Source organism: Bdellovibrio sp. 22V (assembly GCF_030169785.1).
Taxonomy (GTDB): Bacteria; Bdellovibrionota; Bdellovibrionia; order Bdellovibrionales; family Bdellovibrionaceae; genus Bdellovibrio.
In genome coordinates this window covers 2,058,784-2,076,855 of record NZ_CP125854.1, presented here as the reverse complement: position 1 = coordinate 2,076,855, position 18,072 = coordinate 2,058,784, and the positions used below count along the sequence as shown (strand labels likewise).

General features: G+C 45.2%; 18 protein-coding genes. 12 read left to right on the top strand and 6 right to left on the bottom strand.

Going from position 1 to position 18,072, the window contains the following annotated elements; genetic code table 11:
• Positions 1-133 precede the first annotated feature (133 nt).
• Positions 134-730: a penicillin-binding protein activator LpoB gene (gene lpoB / locus QJS83_RS09945; RefSeq protein ID WP_284604456.1), complete on the top strand. Its 597-nt coding sequence runs from the start codon at positions 134-136 to the stop codon at positions 728-730.
• Between the two features lie 3 nt (positions 731-733).
• On the top strand, positions 734-1,987 hold the full coding sequence (locus QJS83_RS09940; RefSeq protein WP_284604455.1) for a COG3014 family protein: 1,254 nt from the start codon (positions 734-736) through the stop codon (positions 1,985-1,987).
• Between the two features lie 66 nt (positions 1,988-2,053).
• On the opposite strand, the gene QJS83_RS09935 is transcribed toward QJS83_RS09940, so the two are convergent.
• Complete coding sequence (locus QJS83_RS09935) at positions 2,054-2,599, bottom strand: polyhydroxyalkanoate synthesis regulator DNA-binding domain-containing protein (RefSeq protein ID WP_284604453.1); 546 nt, start codon at positions 2,597-2,599, stop codon at positions 2,054-2,056.
• A 264-nt stretch (positions 2,600-2,863) separates the two neighbouring features.
• Between QJS83_RS09935 and QJS83_RS09930 the strand changes: the two genes are divergently transcribed.
• Both QJS83_RS09930 and QJS83_RS09925 read left to right on the top strand, forming a co-directional pair.
• A complete protein-coding gene (locus QJS83_RS09930) occupies positions 2,864-3,352 on the top strand; it encodes a hypothetical protein (RefSeq protein ID WP_284604452.1) in 489 nt (162 codons plus the stop codon).
• Between the two features lie 105 nt (positions 3,353-3,457).
• Positions 3,458-5,323 carry a tetratricopeptide repeat protein gene (locus QJS83_RS09925; RefSeq protein WP_284604450.1) on the top strand — a complete coding sequence of 622 codons (1,866 nt, stop codon included), beginning with the start codon at positions 3,458-3,460 and terminating at the stop codon, positions 5,321-5,323.
• 55 nt (positions 5,324-5,378) lie between these two features.
• On the opposite strand, the gene QJS83_RS09920 is transcribed toward QJS83_RS09925, so the two are convergent.
• Positions 5,379-6,002, bottom strand: a complete 624-nt coding sequence (locus QJS83_RS09920) for a hypothetical protein (RefSeq protein WP_284604448.1) — start codon at positions 6,000-6,002, stop codon at positions 5,379-5,381.
• A gap of 17 nt (positions 6,003-6,019) precedes the next feature.
• Between QJS83_RS09920 and QJS83_RS09915 the strand changes: the two genes are divergently transcribed.
• The 8 genes from QJS83_RS09915 to QJS83_RS09880 all read left to right on the top strand — a co-directional run bounded on the left by QJS83_RS09915 (position 6,020) and on the right by QJS83_RS09880 (position 13,896).
• Positions 6,020-6,646, top strand: a complete 627-nt coding sequence (locus QJS83_RS09915) for a hypothetical protein (RefSeq protein WP_284604446.1) — start codon at positions 6,020-6,022, stop codon at positions 6,644-6,646.
• A 78-nt stretch (positions 6,647-6,724) separates the two neighbouring features.
• Positions 6,725-8,800 carry a PrkA family serine protein kinase gene (locus QJS83_RS09910; RefSeq protein WP_284604444.1) on the top strand — a complete coding sequence of 692 codons (2,076 nt, stop codon included), beginning with the start codon at positions 6,725-6,727 and terminating at the stop codon, positions 8,798-8,800.
• Positions 8,800-9,897, top strand: coding sequence for a DUF444 family protein (locus QJS83_RS09905; RefSeq protein ID WP_284604442.1), 1,098 nt, complete (start codon positions 8,800-8,802; stop codon positions 9,895-9,897). The genes QJS83_RS09910 and QJS83_RS09905 overlap by 1 nt, the downstream gene beginning before the upstream one ends.
• Positions 9,898-9,945: 48 nt before the next feature.
• A complete protein-coding gene (locus QJS83_RS09900) occupies positions 9,946-11,469 on the top strand; it encodes a SpoVR family protein (protein WP_284604440.1) in 1,524 nt (507 codons plus the stop codon).
• A complete protein-coding gene (locus tag QJS83_RS09895; protein ID WP_284604439.1) occupies positions 11,466-11,828 on the top strand; it encodes a translation initiation factor in 363 nt (120 codons plus the stop codon). Before QJS83_RS09900 ends, QJS83_RS09895 begins: the two co-directional genes overlap by 4 nt.
• Before the next feature lie 53 nt (positions 11,829-11,881).
• A complete protein-coding gene (locus QJS83_RS09890) occupies positions 11,882-12,604 on the top strand; it encodes a response regulator transcription factor (RefSeq protein WP_284604437.1) in 723 nt (240 codons plus the stop codon).
• An 84-nt stretch (positions 12,605-12,688) separates the two neighbouring features.
• Positions 12,689-13,618 carry a protein-glutamine glutaminase family protein gene (locus QJS83_RS09885; RefSeq protein WP_284604436.1) on the top strand — a complete coding sequence of 310 codons (930 nt, stop codon included), beginning with the start codon at positions 12,689-12,691 and terminating at the stop codon, positions 13,616-13,618.
• Positions 13,615-13,896: a hypothetical protein gene (locus QJS83_RS09880; RefSeq protein WP_284604434.1), complete on the top strand. Its 282-nt coding sequence runs from the start codon at positions 13,615-13,617 to the stop codon at positions 13,894-13,896. Before QJS83_RS09885 ends, QJS83_RS09880 begins: the two co-directional genes overlap by 4 nt.
• On the opposite strand, the gene QJS83_RS09875 is transcribed toward QJS83_RS09880, so the two are convergent.
• From QJS83_RS09875 to QJS83_RS09860, 4 genes are read right to left on the bottom strand one after another with little or no spacing between them, the layout of a single operon-like run.
• Positions 13,893-15,236, bottom strand: a complete 1,344-nt coding sequence (locus tag QJS83_RS09875; protein ID WP_284604432.1) for a DEAD/DEAH box helicase — start codon at positions 15,234-15,236, stop codon at positions 13,893-13,895. The genes QJS83_RS09880 and QJS83_RS09875 overlap by 4 nt on opposite strands.
• Positions 15,237-15,265: 29 nt before the next feature.
• Positions 15,266-16,198 (bottom strand): tRNA adenosine(34) deaminase TadA, encoded by a 933-nt coding sequence (gene tadA, locus QJS83_RS09870; protein ID WP_284604430.1) that lies wholly within the window; start codon positions 16,196-16,198, stop codon positions 15,266-15,268.
• Positions 16,198-16,947 (bottom strand): TerC family protein, encoded by a 750-nt coding sequence (locus QJS83_RS09865; protein ID WP_350159289.1) that lies wholly within the window; start codon positions 16,945-16,947, stop codon positions 16,198-16,200. Before QJS83_RS09865 ends, tadA begins: the two co-directional genes overlap by 1 nt.
• Before the next feature lie 41 nt (positions 16,948-16,988).
• Positions 16,989-18,050 (bottom strand): hypothetical protein, encoded by a 1,062-nt coding sequence (locus QJS83_RS09860; protein WP_284604427.1) that lies wholly within the window; start codon positions 18,048-18,050, stop codon positions 16,989-16,991.
• Between the last annotated feature and the right edge of the window lie 22 nt (positions 18,051-18,072).

The window sequence follows — 18,072 nt, the reverse complement described above, 5'->3', positions numbered from 1 at the left end:
ATACCCTCCGCCTGCAAAATAAACGGTGCTGATATATAAGGATAATGCGAATTTTAAGGACGGTTTGGGACTTGCGTGTCCGATATCATTCGACATAGACTTTTGAAGTGTCCAATAGAACGGGAAGGTACCTATGAAGAATTTGATTCTGGCAGCTCTCACACTTTCATTTTTGGCTTTGACGAATTGCGGTCCGAAAGCTTTTACAAAAGGCGAGTATGACGACGTCAACCGTGAAAATCTTTTGAACGATCAATGGTCTGAAACGGACATGCAGAAAGCTGTGCAAGATCTTGTTGGCAGTTTGATGCAATCACCTGCGATTAACGGCTCTAAAAAATTGCCAGTCGTTATGGTGACGGGTTTGCAAAATAAAACATCTGAACATATCGATACTCAAAGCATCATGGATATGGTTCGCGTTGAGTTGATGAAATCTGGAAAAGTAGGTTTCATCGATAAAGAGGCGCGCCAAGATATTGCCGATGAATACAACTATCAAAATTCAGGCATGGTTGCGGGAGACAGCAAAAAAGGTCCTGGCGGCCAAGTCGGCGCGGACTTCATCATCAATGGACGTTTGGATTCAATCGTTCAAGAAGTTGGCAAAGACAAAACTGTCTACTACAAACTGACTTTGAATTTGACGAACTTGAAAACAAGCATGATCACTTGGTCTGATCAAAAACAAATTCGTAAGACATTTAAGAAAAAATCAGTTGGCCTTTAATTCATGAATCGTATTTTACAAAGACTCACGCCTGTCGTGGGTCTTTTTTTCTTCACGACTATTCTTTCCGGCTGTGCCTCTTATCAAAGTAAAGTTCATCAGGCACGGGAAGCCCTTTCTCATCGCGATTACGAAAAAGCTCTTAAGGAACTTGAGCCTCTCGCAGAAAAGCAAAGCGACGATCAACTTGTTTATCTTTTGGATTACGGAACCGCTTTACAAATAGCGGGAAAGTACAAAGAAAGTAACGCTGTTTTCATGAAAGCGGACCGCCTGGCAGAGAGGGTCGACTATCAATCTGTTTCGCGTATTGCAGGTTCGTTGGCTTTGAGTGAAGAAATGGTTCAATACAAAGGCGACACTTTCGAAAAGATTTTCATCAATGCTTATCTTGCGATGAACTTTTTAGAGATGGGTCAGTTGGATGACGCTCTTGTCGAAGCTCGCCGTATCAACGAAAAATATTTGAAGTATCGTGCAGATGAAAAAAAGAAATTCGAACTGAATTCATTCAGTAAATATCTTTCGGCTCTTATTTGGGAAGCCAGTCGCAGTTACGACGACGCTTACATCGCCTACAATGAGGCTTACAAAATCGATCCTACGATTCCCACGATTCACGCGGATTTGATCCGCTCTGCGAAACTGGCGCGTCGAATGGATTCTTACGCTCAGTGGAAAAAACAATTCCCTGAAGTGGAAGAGCAAGAATCTTGGTACAACCGCAACCTTGGCGAGCTTGTGATTATTTATCAACAGGGATGGGGCCCTCGCAAAGTTCCCGATCGCAATGAGTATCGTTTTCCCACTCTCATCGCGGCAAGCAGTGATACAAAAAAAGCGCGCCTGACTCTTTTGCCGGAAGCGAACACATCTTATTTAAGCCGCGAAGTTTACGACGTAGAAAAAGCGGCGATTGAAACTTTGCGCGAAGACCAAGGAATTCTTGTCGCAAAACGCGTAGCAGGTATCGCAACAAAAGCAGTTCTGTCCGATCAAGTTCGCCAGCAAAATCAGCTTCTGGGCGACTTAGCCTTTATCGCACTGAACATCGCCGATCGTGCGGATGTGCGCCAGTGGTCGACCTTGCCTCAGACGATTCAAATTATTCGCGTTCCGCTTAAAGCAGGACAATATAAATTCAAAATTGAAGGTTTAGATTTTACGGGATCTCCGACAGGAGAAAATCTGGAAAATCGCGAAGTTCTTATCAAACCAGGCCAAAAACAATTCATCGTCTGGCGCTCGCTGAAATAAACCTATAAAAAAAGGCTCCTTACGGAGCCTTTTTAGCATTTAAGCTTTGAAACTTTTCAATCGATCTTAGTTGTTCAACAAAGAAGAACCAGGAAGATTTGGAGTTTCGTCGTCTTGTTGCAAACCAGGAAGTACAGTTGCTTTTTCAGCAGCTACTTTAGCAGTAGTGTCTGTGTTGTAGCGAGTAGCAGCAGTTGCTACGCGGTTTTCCAAGTTTTGTTTTACGCTGTCAGTAGAAGCGTTTTCAACAACAGTGTTAACTTGTTGCTTAGTCATGTAATCCTGAGGGAATGCACCAAGCTTAGCCAAGTAACCAGAAATGCTTCCGTTACCGTTTTGGATGATTTCGCGAAGTGTGAAAAGAGGAGCGTATTGAGATGCTTTCTTTTCAGCTTCGAAAATGATCTGAGTCAAAGTCGCAGCAGTGATATCGTTTTTTGACTTATTATCGATAACCATTACTTCTTCGTTTGTGCGGATCATTTTAGCGATATCATCAAGAGTCACGTAGCAGCTTTGTTGTGTGTCGTAGAGTTTGCGGTTCTGATAGCGCTTGATGATTTTAACTTTAGAATTTGGCTTCGATGTCATTGTTTCGTTTTGGTTGATCAAAAGTGCCTCCCAATTTGAAATTTCCCCAAAGTCTCAAGGAGATATAAGTGCCTGATGATTCAGCGTCCCCTTGCAGATGGGCGCAACCTATCCCTGCCGCCACCCCTTGTCAAGGGGTCCTCAAATCAAAAGAAAAGACTCCAGGCGTTATTTTTTTCGCAAATAGTTATTCGTTTTTTCAACTTTCACAGACCTTTGTCTAAAGTTTTCTCGAAATCTCTCCGAAAGGTAAATATACGACCTTTCTTTGCGGGAAGAAAATTAATGAAAAATGAAGAAATTCAAGAGTTTAAGTCCACTAGTGTCTTAGCCCTTCTAGGCCTGGTTGGCTTTTCAGCCGCGATCATCGCGACACCTTGGAATCGTCAAATGGCGGACTCGAAAGTCGAAACGGCCCGGCAAAAAGCGGAGGTCGTAGGCTATCAAGTTGTACAAATTTACCGCGAAGCATCAAAACCTCAAAGCCCCGCTGAAAAGGCCGGAAAACGTGTCCCAGCCTCCGTCAGCGAGTCCTCAGTCGCTGAAAATCTGCGTAGTACGGGGACCATGGGTACGGATCCTTGGGGTCAGCCCTATCGTTATCGAATTCTGTCGGCGAGTCCGGCCGGCAAGATGCGGATTCTTGTTTGGTCCACAGGCCCTAACAAAAAAGTGGAGACAGCAGATTTAGACAATGAGGACAAGAGCCTCACTGAACAACCGGTCTATTCCGGAGACGATTTAGGCGTTCTTCTGAGCATGGCTCAAAATTAGACAAATTCTAGTCTTGTCCTTAGTCGCGATGAGGTCCTGGCGCCATGTAATTGCGTCAAGAATTTCTCAAAATATGCCGATCAGCATAGTGACCAAGGAGATCCAATGCTTCTACACACTAGGACCGCGCTGATAGCCCCTTTAGTACTTTTGCTCTCGGCCTGCGCGACACTAACGTCCACAGATTCGGATAAAGCGACATACTACGAAGCTTCATTCGACGATAAAAACCGTGCTCCTGCTTCTTTCGCTCCTGCGGTCGTAGCTCAAGATGGAAGCGCCACTCTCGATCCTCTCTACATGCGCACTCAAGCGGATTATTACTTCGCGATGGGTGAAGCCTATAGCCTCGATGGGAATACTGCAAAAGCAATTGAATCCTTCAAGATGACTTTGGTTTATGACCAGAATTCTCCTGCGGTGAACATGCGTTTGGCGGCGGAGTTTTTGAAGCAAGGATTGATTTCAGAATCTTTGGCACAAGCTGAAGAAGCTGTGAAAAAAGACAACAAGAATATCGATGCGCATCTTTTGCTTGGTGGTTTGTATTCTTCTATGAAGCTTTATCCAAAAGCTTTGGCAGAGTACAACACGGTGATGAAGCTGCAGCCGTCAAACACGGAAGCTCCGTTGTACATCGGCGCTTTGTATTCAGAGCAAAAACAATCAGACAAAGCAGTGAAGTACTTTGAAACTTTGCTGAAGAACTCTGAATACTCGACACCTTATCTAGCACACTACTACATCGGACGCGTGCGCATGGAGCAGGGTGATGAGAAATATCAAAAGGCTGCGGAAGCATCGTTCAAAAAATCCCTTCAGTTGAAGCCTGATTTTGCGGATGCCGTTTTGTCTTTGGGCATGATGTACACAAAGCAGAAGCAAGAGGCGAAAGCGATCAGCATGTATCGTGAGTTCCAAAAGGAAAACACGCCGAACCCTCGCATCGCAGAAGTTCTTGCTCAGACTTACATTGAAAAAGGCGATTACGAAAAAGCTTACGAACAACTTGAGGTTCTTGAAAGCGATTCAGATGAGCCTTTGAATGTTCGCATGAAGATGGCTTTGATCTTGATTGAACAAAAACGCTACGACCTGGCTTCTCAGAAATTGGAAGACGTGTTGAAGGACGCTCCGGATTCAGACAAAGTTCGTTTTTATCTTGCAGCTGTGTATGAAGAAACTCATCAAGCTGAAAAAGCTGTTCGTGAGTACCGCAAGATTCCAGTGACCAGCACATATTACGGAGAGTCCGTAGTGCATGCGGCTTACCTTCTTAAAGGTTTGGGCAAACTGGAGGAGGCTTTGAAAGTGGCGGCGCAAGGTTTGAAAGAGCGCCAGGATCAACCACAGATTTTTGCGATGTACGCGTCCTTGATGGATGAGAAGAACGACTATAAAGGTGCTGCAAAAGTTTTGGAGCAAGGTCTTGAGAAGTTTCCTGAAAACGCCCAATTGCGTTTTTACTACGGCACAATCAACGATCGTCTTGGAAACAAAGACGTGGTTGTGACAGAGATGAAGAAAGTGTTGGAGCTAGATCCAAATCACGTGCAAGGCATGAACTATCTTGCCTTCACTTGGGCCGAGATGAACGTCAATCTTCCGGATGCAGAGAAGTTGGCTCGCCGTGCTCTTGAGTTGGAACCTCATGATGGCTATGTGTTGGATACCTTGGGTTGGGTTTTGTTTAAGCAAAACAAATTCCCAGAGTCTATCAAGTTCCTAGAAGCCGCTCATAAGTCTCAATCCACAGTCAGCATTATTGCTGAGCATTTGGGTGACGCTTACTACAAGCAATCCATGGTGGATAAAGCGAAGAAGATGTACCGTAAAGCGGCGGATCTAGAAACGGATAAACGCAAAGTGGAAGAGATTCGTGGCAAGATCACAGCGATCGAGAAGCAAGAGCTTTCGACTCCGCGTTTGCCGGCATCGGTTGAAAAACCTATCGCTGAGCACTCTGAATAAAGAAATTATTAGTTATGACTTAAAAAGCCGCGTTGAGAAATCACCGCGGCTTTTTTTATGCCTTTTGCGTCTTTAATAAGACCAGCGGCTTTATCTCTAAATAAAAGAAATGACCGACATAAAATAGAAGCGGCAAAACGGCGATCAATCCCAATCCGGCGATAAGAGACGAAAGCAAAATCAAAAACGCGAAATAAAAACTCAGGACGAAGTAATTTTTAAAGCTCTTAATAGAAACAAGGCCGACAACATCAATCGCCTTACCTAAGCTTTCGTTGGTTTCGAGATGAAAGCGCAAAGAATGGCTAAGCACGAAATAGAAATACACCGCGAGCATCAATAGGCCTAACGACAATGGGGCCGTCATCCACAGCGCTTGTGGACTTTGCAAAATTCCAATCGCGGAACCTAAAAGCACGCTGGTTGGCAAAAGGATCAAACTTGTAATGAGATAAGAGGGCAGCGATTTTTTGTGAAACAACTCTCGCGGCCAGGCGTTTTTTTCCACTTTATATTGTGCGATTTCTTGAAGCGCCAAAAGACAGAATGAAATCAGAAAGGCGCTGACGTAAGGGATATAACGCACTAAAAAAACAATCAGCGTCGCACAGAGGCCAAAGATCAAACTGTCTTTCCAAGTGCCTTTGAAGTGATTCAAGGCTTGTTTAAAAGAATTCATTTCTCTATGCTAAGGCAATGATGACAACTAGCAAACATTTTCTATTTATCGGATTAACCCTTTTCCTTTCAGGATGTGTCACAAAAACGGTGAAAGAGGGTGCGTTTCAAAAAGCGCAATGGGAGACGAAAGCTTTAATTCGGGACCAAAAAGAAAATAAAACGCAGTCATTAAATATTGATATTTACGCGATAAAGAATGAACGGGCGCGTTTGGAAATCACAGCGATCATGGGCTATCAAGTGGCAAGTCTTGTGATGAGTCCCAGCGAAATCTCGTACATCATTTATCCACAAAAGGCATTTTTCTATGGGCGGAATTCAGAGCGAGCATTCAGTCGCATGATTGATCTCACTCTGCATCCGATGAATCTTGCGAACATTGCCTTCGATGAACCTGTTCGCGGCCCTGGATGGAAGTGCAGTCTCGATACCCAAGGCCAAATCTCTCAATGTGAGAATCTGCAAAGAGCGATTCGCGTAAACTGGTTAAATCGTTCCGAGGGCCAAAAGAAAGTCGTAATTACGGCCCCGCAATTCGAAATGCAGTGGCAATTTTCTGCACCCCAGACGGAGGTCCAGTTCAAGCCAGAGCTATTCACTTTGAAACAACCTACAGGGTTCAAAGCAATACAAATAAATTAAATTCCTCGTTAACCGTCTAGGATTGAGGCATAATCTAACTCAGTAGGTGTGTGTCACCAAGCACCTGGGGGAGAGAATATGGCCTCTAAGTTTGATCTACATTCGTTGGTCACCAACTGGCAGAATTCAAGCGCACAAGCAAAAGAACACTGGAGCGGCACGTTCTCCGAGTATCTTGATCTTGTAAAAGAAAATCCAAAAATCACACGCAATGCCTATCAGCGCATGTATGACATGATCGTTGAAGAAGGCACTGAAACATATCTCGATTTCAAAAAAGAAGTCGTTCGCTACAAATTTTTCGACGACGTTCATAACAACGGTAAAGACGCTGTCTTCGGTCTCGATGTTCAGCTGATGAAACTTGTGAACGTACTTAAAGCGGCGGCTCTCGGTTACGGAACGGAAAAGCGTGTGATTCTTCTGCACGGTCCGGTAGGAAGTGCGAAGTCGACAATCTGCCGCATGCTCAAAAAAGGTTTAGAGCGCTACTCTCACTCAAAGAATGGCGCGATGTACACTTTCGAATGGATTGACGAAAAGCTCGAGCTCGACGGTCTTCTTGGTAAAGGCGTGAAAGTGTTCGCGTCGCCGATGAATGAAGAGCCATTGCTTCTTATTCCTGAAGATCTTCGCCCGCAAATCTATGAGTCTTTGAACAAAGGCCAAGAGGGCACGTACCGCGTGCATGTGGATGGAGAACTCAGCCCGCCATCGCGTTTTATCTTTAAAACTTTGATGGAAAAATATGACGGTGACTTGATGAAAGTTCTTTCACACGTTCGTGTCAGAAGACTTTTCATTTCGGAAGCTGATCGTATCGGTATTGGTACTTTCCAACCGAAAGACGAAAAGAACCAAGACTCCACAGAGCTTACTGGTGATATCAACTACCGTAAGATTGCAGAGTACGGATCAGATTCAGACCCTCGCGCGTTCAACTTCGACGGGGAGTTCAACGTTGCCAATCGCGGGATGATTGAATTCGTCGAGGTTCTAAAACTCGATGTCGCGTTCCTTTACGATCTTTTGGGTGCTTCGCAGGAACATAGAGTGAAGCCGAAAAAATTCGCGCAAACTCATATTGATGAAGTGATCATTGGTCATACGAATGAACCAGAGTACCGTCGCCTTCAAGACAACGAATTTATGGAAGCTCTTCGTGACCGTACTGTGAAAATCGATATTCCTTACATCACTCGCTGGAGAGATGAAGTGAATATCTATAAGCGTGATTTCAACTCGCAAAAGGTGCGCGGTATCAGTATTGCTCCGCACACAGTTGAAATGGCGGCGATGTGGGCTATTCTGACTCGCTTGGAAAAGCCGAAGAAAGCCAACCTTACGCGCTTGCAAAAACTCAAACTTTATAATGGTAAAACGCTTCCGAATTACACGGAGGACAACGTACGGGAGCTTCGTAAAGAAGCCCAGCGTGAAGGCCTCGAGGGTATTTCGGCTCGTTATATCCAAGATAAACTTTCCAATGCCTTGGTGGCGGCTCAGCAGTCCAACAAGGGGTCCGTGAATCCATTCATGGTCTTCAAAGAACTTGAATCCGGATTAAAGAATCACTCTTTGATTTCAAACGAAGAGTTGAAAGCGGAGTACAAAGAGCTTTTAGGTGTTGTTCTTCAAGAATACGAAGAAATCATCAAGGGTGAAGTGCAAAGAGCGATCAGTGCCGACGAAAGCGCGATGCAAAGACTTTGTGCGAACTACATTGATAACGTAAAAGCGTACACACAACGCGAGAAAGTTCGTAACCAGTTCACTGGTAACGATGAAGAACCGGACGAGCGTTTGATGAGATCCATCGAAGAGAAAATTGAAATTCCTGAATCCCGCAAAGACGATTTCCGTCGCGAGATCATGAATTACATCGGTGCTTTGGCTCTTGAAGGCAAGAAGTTCAACTACAAGATGAACGAACGCCTTCATAAAGCGATCGAATTGAAACTCTTTGAAGATCAGAAAGACAGCATCAAACTTACAACTCTTGTAAGCAACGTTGCTGATAAAGACACTCAAGAGAAAATTGATATCGTTAAAACTCGTCTCATCAAGGACTTCGGGTACGATGAGATCTCTGCGACGGACGTTCTACACTATGTTGCAAGTATCTTCGCTCGAGGGGACGTAAAGAATAAATAATGTCGATACGTGAAGACCATAATAGATTTAGAGAGATCGTAAAAGGGAAGGTTAAAGAGGACCTGCGCAAGTACGTCTCTCAAGGCGAGATGATCGGGAAGCGTGAAGATGAATTTGTAAAGATTCCGCTTCCTCGTATCGACATCCCCAACTTCCGTTACGGCCCGAAACAGCAAGGTGGCGTCGGTCAGGGTGAAGGTCAACCCGGCCAAGACGTGGGCGATCCGGGTGAAGGCGGTCAAGGTCAGGCGGGCGAGGCTCCCGGCGAGCATTTGCTTGAAGTCGAATTAACCATGGAAGAGCTCGCTGATATTCTTGGCGAAAAACTCGAGCTTCCGCGCATTGAGCCTAAGGGCGCGAAAAACATCGAATCGATTAAGACGAAATTTACGGGTTTGGCACCAGTTGGGCCCGAAGGTCTTCGTCATTTCAAATCATCCTATAAAAGGGCTTTGAAGCGTCTTGTGGGTTCTGGAACCTACAATGCGGAAGAACCGCTGGTTATTCCGATTCGTCGGGACATGCAGTACAAATCCTTTAAGAAAGTCACTCAGCCGCAAACTCAGGCGGTGGTGATTTATATGATGGACGTGTCAGGCTCAATGGGCGACGAACAAAAAGAGATCGTTCGTCTTGAAAGTTTCTGGATCAATACCTGGTTGAAAAAACATTATAAGGGTCTGGAAACACGTTTCATCATTCACGATGCTGCAGCAAAAGAAGTTGATGAAGATACGTTTTTTAGAACAAGTGAGTCGGGCGGTACTTTAATCAGCTCTGCTTATAAACTTTGTCAGGAGATCATCGAAAAAGATTATCCTGTGAACGAGTGGAACATTTATCCGTTCCATTTCAGTGACGGCGATAACTGGTCTGGTGAAGACACGCGCCTGTGCGTGAAGATGCTGACGGAATTCTTCCTTCCGAACTGCAATGTGTTCAGTTACGGACAGGTGGAAAGTAAGTACGGGAGCGGGCAATTCCTTAAGGATTTGCAAAAAGAATTTGGCGGAGACGAAAGACTGACTCTGAGCCAAATTGAAAACCGCGACAAGATCCTCGATTCAATCAAAGACTTCCTTGGGAAGGGCAAATAGGAAAAAGGTACCAGGTACCTTTTTCCATGCCAAATTGGAGTAAAACTTATGGCAAATTTAACTCCCGAACTTGAAGCAGAAAGAAAAAGAATTTGGGCCATCGCTAAAGAGGCGGGTCTGGATTGCTTTGAAACTATCTTTGAATTGATCACTTACGATCAAATCAATCAGTTCGCTGCTTACGGCGGATTTCCGGTGCGTTATCCACACTGGAAGTTTGGTATGGAGTATGAGCATCTCTCCAAGAGCTACGAATACGGTCTTTCAAAAATTTATGAAATGGTGATTAACACAGATCCTTGTTACGCGTACCTCATGGAAGGTAACGCGATGATGGATCAGAAGCTTGTGATGGCCCACGTGTATGGTCACTGCGACTTCTTTAAAAACAATATTTGGTTCTCGAAAACAAATCGCAAAATGATGGACCAGATGGCGAATCACGCGACACGTATTCGTCGCTATATGGATCGTCATGGTCAAGACGTTGTGGAAAACTTTATCGACGTCTGTTTGAGTCTTGAAAATTTGATCGACCGCTACAGTCCCTATGTGGAAAAGTCTGTGGTTAAGCCGGAAGAAAATCGTGCGCAAGAGCCGAATTATCTTTTGCGTGTCGATCGCTCTTATATGCGCGACTACATTAATCCTCCGTCGTTTGTTGAAGAACAACGTCGTAAGGCTGAACAAGAAGCGCAAGAAAAGGCGCAAAGATTCCCGAGTGAGCCTGAAAAAGATATCCTGAACTTCTTTATTCACTACGCTCCGTTGACGGACTGGCAGCAGGATGTGTTGTCGATCATTCGCGATGAAGCTTATTACTTCTCTCCGCAAGGAATGACGAAAACGATGAATGAGGGTTGGGCGTCTTACTGGCACTCGAAACTCATGACGACGAAAATTCTCAATGACTCTGAAATTATCGACTTTGCCGATCACCACAGTGGAACGATGGCAATGGCTCCAAACGGATACAATCCTTATAAAGTGGGGATTGAACTTTTCCGTGATATTGAAGAGCGCTGGAATAAAGGTCAGTTCGGTCGCGAATGGGAACAGTGTGATGATATTCGCGAACGCAAAAACTGGAACAGAGATCTTCGCTTAGGCCGTGAAAAAATCTTTGAAGTGCGCAAAGTGTGCAATGACGTCACTTTCATTGATCAGTTCCTGACGGAAGATTTCTGTGTTCGCAATAAACTCTTCGTTTATAAGTTTAATAAGAAGACGCAGAAGTTTGAGGTCGATACCAAAGACTTTAAGGCTATCAAAGCGCAACTTCTTTTCCACATGACAAACTTCGGTCAGCCAATCATTCGTATCGAAGATGCAAACTTCGAAAATCGCGGTGAGTTGTTGTTAACTCACTTGCATGAAGGCATCGACATGCAACCCGATTTTATGAGCGAGACGCTGAAGAACGTCTTTAAAATGTGGAAAAGACCTGTAAACCTAGCGACCGTTATGGATGAAACTCCGCAGCTTTTTAGATTCGACGGGAAAGAGTACACTCAGCACAAACTGGGTGAAGAGCCTAGTCCGAATCCGTCCAACGAAACTGCAGGTTCATGAAAAATACTCGCTTAGTTTATAGTACTGATCCCAAGGACAACATTGTTTGTCCTCAATGTAAGCAACTCAAGGCCGAGTGCCGCTGCCGTCCTGAAGAAACTGTCCAAGAAGGCCAATTCACCGTCATTTTCCGTCTGGAAAAAGGCGGAAGAGGAGGAAAGACTGTGACGATTATGGATGGATTTCCTCGCAACGAAGACTATATCAAGACGCTTGCGAAGGAACTGAAAGCCAAGTGTGGTGTTGGTGGAACGCATATCCTTGGCGAAAAGCATGGCATGATTGAAATTCAAGGCGACAAAAGAGACCAATTAAAAAAGATTCTCGAAACTAAGCGAATCAAATTCAAAGGCATGTAAAACTGGACTCCGCGCGCCTTGTATTTTCCGTCCATTCGGGTGATCCTTCAAATATGAACATGTTTACAAGTATTACAACTCCTCTGAGAGGTGCGGACTTGGCTGCTAAAAAGATTGTTATTGTGGACGACTACGAAGAGAGCTGTAAGCTCCTCGCAGAGATTTTGAGCTCTACGTACGAGTGTTCATACACTTCTGATAGCAACTCTGCATTCCGTCTTATCAACGAAAAGAAGCCGGATCTTATTCTTTTGGACTATAAGATGCCAGGCGTGATGGGAGTAGACGTGTGTCGTATGGTTCGTGAAAGCGAAACCACGAAGAACACGCCGATTATTTTTGTATCCGGTGCTGCGACTATCGACGAAAGAATCAAAGCGTTCGAAACGGGTGCTGATGATTTCATTTCAAAACCTTTCCACGTAAAAGAGCTCATTCTTCGTATTAAAGCGCGTCTTTCAGATAAAGAACCGGAAGCGGCTTCCGAACTGACAGCGGCTAATCTGCGAATGAATCTTCTTTCTCGTCAGATCTTCGTGGACGGAGAGGAAGTTAATCTCACGCCGAAACAATTCGACATTCTTAAGATGCTTGTTGCCGCCAAAAACAATCTTGTGACGCGCGAAAAATGTTTGTCGGAAATTTGGGGTGATACTGAGGTGACTTCACGTAACGTCGACTCTCAGATCAACTATTTGAAACGTAAGATTCACAAGTTCAACGGCCGTATCGTGGCTGTTCCTTCTTTGGGATACCGTCTGGAAGCGCAGGAATAGTTTCTGCGCTTTGATCTTTTTCGGAATAGACCAAGGTCCAGCGAAAATTCTTTAGGTCAATGTCTTAGACACCGATAAGCAGGTATGCGCATTTTTCTTTTTTTCATTCTCAGTTTAATCGTTCTTCCGGCATACGCTATTGCGCCGGGGGTTCTCTGCGATCAAGCGATTATCGAAGAGCTTTCTTCTTCTGAAAAAGCCGGGATGGAAGAGATCTGTAGCTACGCAGGTCAGTACGAAGAATCCGCTTTGCCTGATAAAAATGCGACGTCCTCGGGAAAATTCCGCGACGGCTATCCTCAGACACATACTTACTTTGATTTTTTTGAAAGCTTGAACGAATCAATTCACACCTTGAACCGGGGTGAAAAGTGCGATCCGAAAGCGAATAAAAACGGCCGTATTCCTTATCCGACTGTGAATGTCGATAAAACAGCGGCGGGAACAATTCCTATTTCCGTGGTGAAAGAAGAAGAGCTGAATAAAATCTTCGCCGACTTTGCAAAAGACCCCAAGTACGCCTTCGATGTGCCTGATGACGGCTGCTGGGCTCGTGCGCATATCATGGCCCGCGAACTTGAGAAAAAAGGAATTCGTGTTGGTAAAATGTTTATCGAAGGCACTTTGATTGTTGAAACCAAAAATGCCCGCAATGGCGAGAATGTCGTGTGGTCGTATCATGTGGCTCCGATGGTGGCGGTAGAGACAAAGACCGGCGTTGAGATGAGAATTCTAGATCCGGCGATGTTCAACAAACCTGTTCCTGTAAAGACGTGGACCGATAAAATGCTTCCTGACGAAGAACTGAAAGAAGAAGTCTCAATATACACGACAGACCGTTTTGTCCTTGATCCATTGCGAGGCCAAGAGTTGAGCGCGATTAGAAATGATCCGGGCCAAGGCCGCTGGCACATGGCTGAAACGGTCATGGCCGAAAGAGAACTAGAAAAGCGTCAGTGGGAATCAGAAGAAAAAAAAGCTTGGCGTAAGTTTAATCAAGGAAAAAAGATATGAAGTTTTTCGTCATCGCTTTGCTTTTTGTTAGTTCCACGAGCTTTGCACAAGGTCCGCAAATGAAACCGCAATCTTTTTTAGACGTCGTTCATAAAGTAAAGACGACGAAGGATAAATCCCTAATCACATTCAAAAGAACGCCGACAATTTATGAAGTGCCGGCGGATTCGCAAAAAGAAATTTTAAAGAAGCTTGAGGCGAGTCAGAAGAATCAAAAAGCCATCGAAGTCACGGTCGAACCCGTGAGCCGTAAAATCATCGAAGTGAAAGGTCCTTAACGAGGACCTTTGTTTCCCGAAAATCTTTTGTGTGGTCCTTTCGAAGGGCCTTTGCCTGCACCACCGCCGTCTTTGCCCTTGGGGCCGAAGAAGCGTTTTTTCTTTTGTGGACGGTGTTTTTCTTTATTATCGCGCTTTTGGCTTTCAATAAGCGCTTTGGCTTTACCAACGCTCATCACGGTAGCCTTCGCGATTTCTTCCGAGTGGAATGGATGGTCGGTAACCACAGTCACTTTTTGGCGAGTGACTTTTTCAATCGCATACATAAAAGAACGCTCTTCCGCCGTACAGAAAGAAATGGATTCACCTGAAGCCCCTGCGCGCGCCGTTCTCCCGATGCGATGAACGTAGCTTTCAGGAATATGCGGAATTTCAAGATTGATTACGTGAGTGATGCCTTCGATATCAATACCGCGGGCGGCGATATCCGTCGCAACAAGAACACGTACATCGCCGTTACGGAAATCCTCAAGAGCTCTTTGGCGCGCCGACTGCGATTTGTCACCGTGAATGCCTGCAGCTGAAATGCCTGCCTTCACAAGTTTATCGACAACGCGGTTCGCACCGTGTTTCATTGCGACGAAAACAAGAACTTTATAGAGGTTGTTGTCTTTAAGAAGATGAATCAAAAGGTCGAGCTTATTTTTCTTTTCGACATACATCACGCTCTGTTCAACTTTTTCTGCTGTCGAAGATGTCGGCGTCACCTCAACTTTTTCCGGATTCACAAGAATCGTATTCGCGAGCTTTTGAATCTCTGGCGGCATCGTTGCAGAGAAAAATAAGTTGTGACGTTTCTTCGGAAGCAAAGGCAGGATTCTTTTAATGTCCTGCATGAATCCCATGTCGAGCATGCGATCGGCTTCGTCGAGAACGAAAATTTCCACTTTATGAAGACTTAAAAACTTTTGTTGGAAAAGATCGATAAGACGGCCCGGAGTCGCCACAAGGATATCCACGCCGCTTTGCAAAGCTTTGACTTGCGGAGTTTGACCGACACCGCCAAAGATCACGGCGTGTTTAAGTTTTAAGTGCTTGCTGTAAGCCTGAATGTTTTCGTGAATTTGAATCGCCAACTCACGTGTCGGAGTTAGAATCAAAGTGCGCGGGCATTTTGCTTCTAGACGTGTTTGATGTTTTGCCAAGTTCTGCAAAATAGGAAGAGAAAATGCCGCTGTCTTGCCTGTGCCCGTTTGTGCAATACCAAGAAGATCTTTGCCCTCAAGAATAACAGGGATTGCCGCCAACTGAATTGGAGTTGGGGTTTCATAACCTGCTTCTTTTAGTGAAAATTGAAGAGGAGCGATTAAAGGGAGGTCTGTAAATTTTGTCTGTGTCATGAATCTTGCGTTGTAACAGGGGAGGGGTGCTAGCGCAAGGCGGATTTCTTCTGAGCGGTTTTAAGCAATTTTTGCACAGCCCAGAGGATGTCCTTATTGTAGCTAAAGACTTTGGCTGCATGTTTTACATCAATCCACTCAACACCACGGTGATAAGAGGCATCTTCCACTTTGTGAGGCGGAGTCCACTCTTGATCCAATACACCGACGTAAAAGAGCGTTCGGCAGGCATGTACACGACCATCCCAAAGGAAGTCGTACTTTCTTTCAAAGGCGGTCTCTTCAAGAATGCGAACCTTGTAGCCTGTTTCTTCCCAACATTCGCGCGCGGCTGTTTCCGCCGCCGATTCACCGCTTTCAATCGCGCCACCCGGAATGAAAAAGTACGGAGCTTTTGAAGTAGGATCAATGGCATGAAAACCAAGAATTTTGTTTTTATGAACAACGACCACAGAGGCGCGATCGCGAAATACTTTTTGCGTTTTTCCAGACTTTATTTCATCACGGCGATGCTTAAAAAAATCTTGAATCACTTCTCCGCATTCCGCGGCTAAAACGCCTTTGGTAATTTCCACTTGGTGATTCAAGCGGGAATCATTGAGAACCGAATAAAGACTTTCGACAGCTCCACCCTTAGGATCCGAGGCGCCATAAACAACACGCTTCAAACGCGCTTGCTGAATGGCTCCGGCGCACATCACGCACGGCTCAAGAGTCACGTACAAAGTGCAATCACTTAGGCGCCAGCTTTTTCTTTTTTGAGAAGCTTTATGAAGAGCAAAAAGTTCGGCATGACCAAGGGGAGTTTGCTGTCTTTCGCGCGTATTAATGGCCCAAGCAACAAGCTGTCCTTCAGAATCAACGAGAAGCGCGGCGATGGGGATTTCTCCTTTTTCGCCCGCTTTGCGCGCAAGACTTAAAGCCTTGCGCATCCACTTTTCGTCGTCCTTGGAGAAAGACACTATTTTTCCTCAGCCACTCTCTCGCGAAGTTTCACTGGCGTGATATGTTGTTTCTTTCTCATGCGGATATTGAGCATTTCAACGCCGACAGAGAACGCCATTGCGAAGTAAACGTAGCCTTTCGGGATATGCACTTCGAGCGCTTCGACGATCAAAGTAAAGCCGATCATCAAAAGGAAGCTTAAAGCTAAAATCTTCAATGAAGGATGAGAATCCACAAAGTCGCTGATGGATTTCGCCGACAAAATCATAACCACAGTTGAAGCAAGAACCGCTGCGATCATCACCGACAACTGATTGACCATGCCGACGGCGGTAATAACGGAATCCAAAGAAAAAACGATATCCAGCAACAGGATTTGCACGATCACGGCATTGAAAGAGTGCGCGACGCCTGTGGACTGGCTTCCTTCGACGCCTTCAAGCTTGTGATGAATCTCTAGCGTACTTTTGATGATAAGGAAAAGACCGCCAAGAATCAGAATCAAATCACGGCCTGAAATTTCCTGCCCGAAAACTTCAAAGATCGGAGCTGTAAGACCGATGATCCAAGAAAGTGACAAAAGCAGCAGGATGCGTGTGAAGACCGCAAGACCTAAACCTGTCATGCGTGCTTTTTGTTGTTGGTCTTTGGGAAGCTTTCCCGCCAAGATCGAAATAAAAATAATGTTGTCGATGCCGAGCACAAGTTCCAAAGCGAACAACGTAGCGAAGGCAATCCAGATTTGTGGGTTCGATAACATTTCCATCATATAAAGTTAACTCCTTGAGGCATTTCGATCTTTATAAACTAATTTATCGGGCTTGGGTACTTCAGATCGCGGTTGTAAAAGGAGTCCATCCAAGTTTTTTTGTCGTTAAGCTCTGTCCATTTTTTGTCTAAAGAATAGGCCGTGGTCGGAGTCTGAATTTGGTATGTCCATTCACCTTGCAAAGATAAAATGTAGAACGTGAAGCTTTCAGCAAAATCCTCGAAAGGGGACACCGCCGCATAGGTCGTCACAAAGTTTGTTGGCGCAAGCTGCGCATAGAAAGGTTCGATGTCTGCAACTTCCAAACGCTCGGTGCAGCCATAAAAACAAAGCTTCTTCCAAAGAGGAAAATTGTATTCATCCTTCGGAGTGCCCGTCGACTTCCAGCTCAAAGAAGCCCACGACGCCGGCGCTGGAACCATTTTCAGATACTCTTCCATTCTTCCCGAATCTAAATTGCAAGTTTCTCCAGGGCCGCAGATAAAAGAGTTCGCCGTGTTGCTGAAATCCAAGATATGACCGATTTCATGCACAAGAACATAATGGAGAGCGGAAAGAGATCCTGGTAAAGCTACGTCGACGCGCGGTCCTTCCGGCAAATGCACAAACGGAGGAGCTTGAAGCCCGAATGCTTTTTGTTCTTTCCAGCCAAACACGGAAGTAGCGTCATAAGCTTGCTCCAGAAGAATGCGGCGAATTCCCATCACCGCTCCCAGAGGCTGGTCGTTTTCGTCGTAACGAATGATTCCTGCATAGGCCAAGGATTCCATGTCGTTTTCAACGTAAATCACATCCAGGCTGCAAAAAGCTTTTTGCACTTTTTCAGGAACGATATCGTAGATTTTTTCGATAGGTGTCGCCAGGGCTTCACCACCCGGAAGACAGTGACGAGGACCCCTTGGATCCTGAGCCGAGTTCACGACACAGATGGCTTTGCGGATGTTATCACGGCAGGTTGGAGCAGCCGGAGCCTCGACGGTTTGACTGAGCGGTCGAAGGGGTTGCAGTTCTCCGGGTTTAAAGAAATAAAAATTCTCCCATGCGTGTGCTTGGGAAGTTGAAAATAAACCCAGTAATATCAAATAGATATAAAAACGCATAAACACCCCTCGATGAATTTCT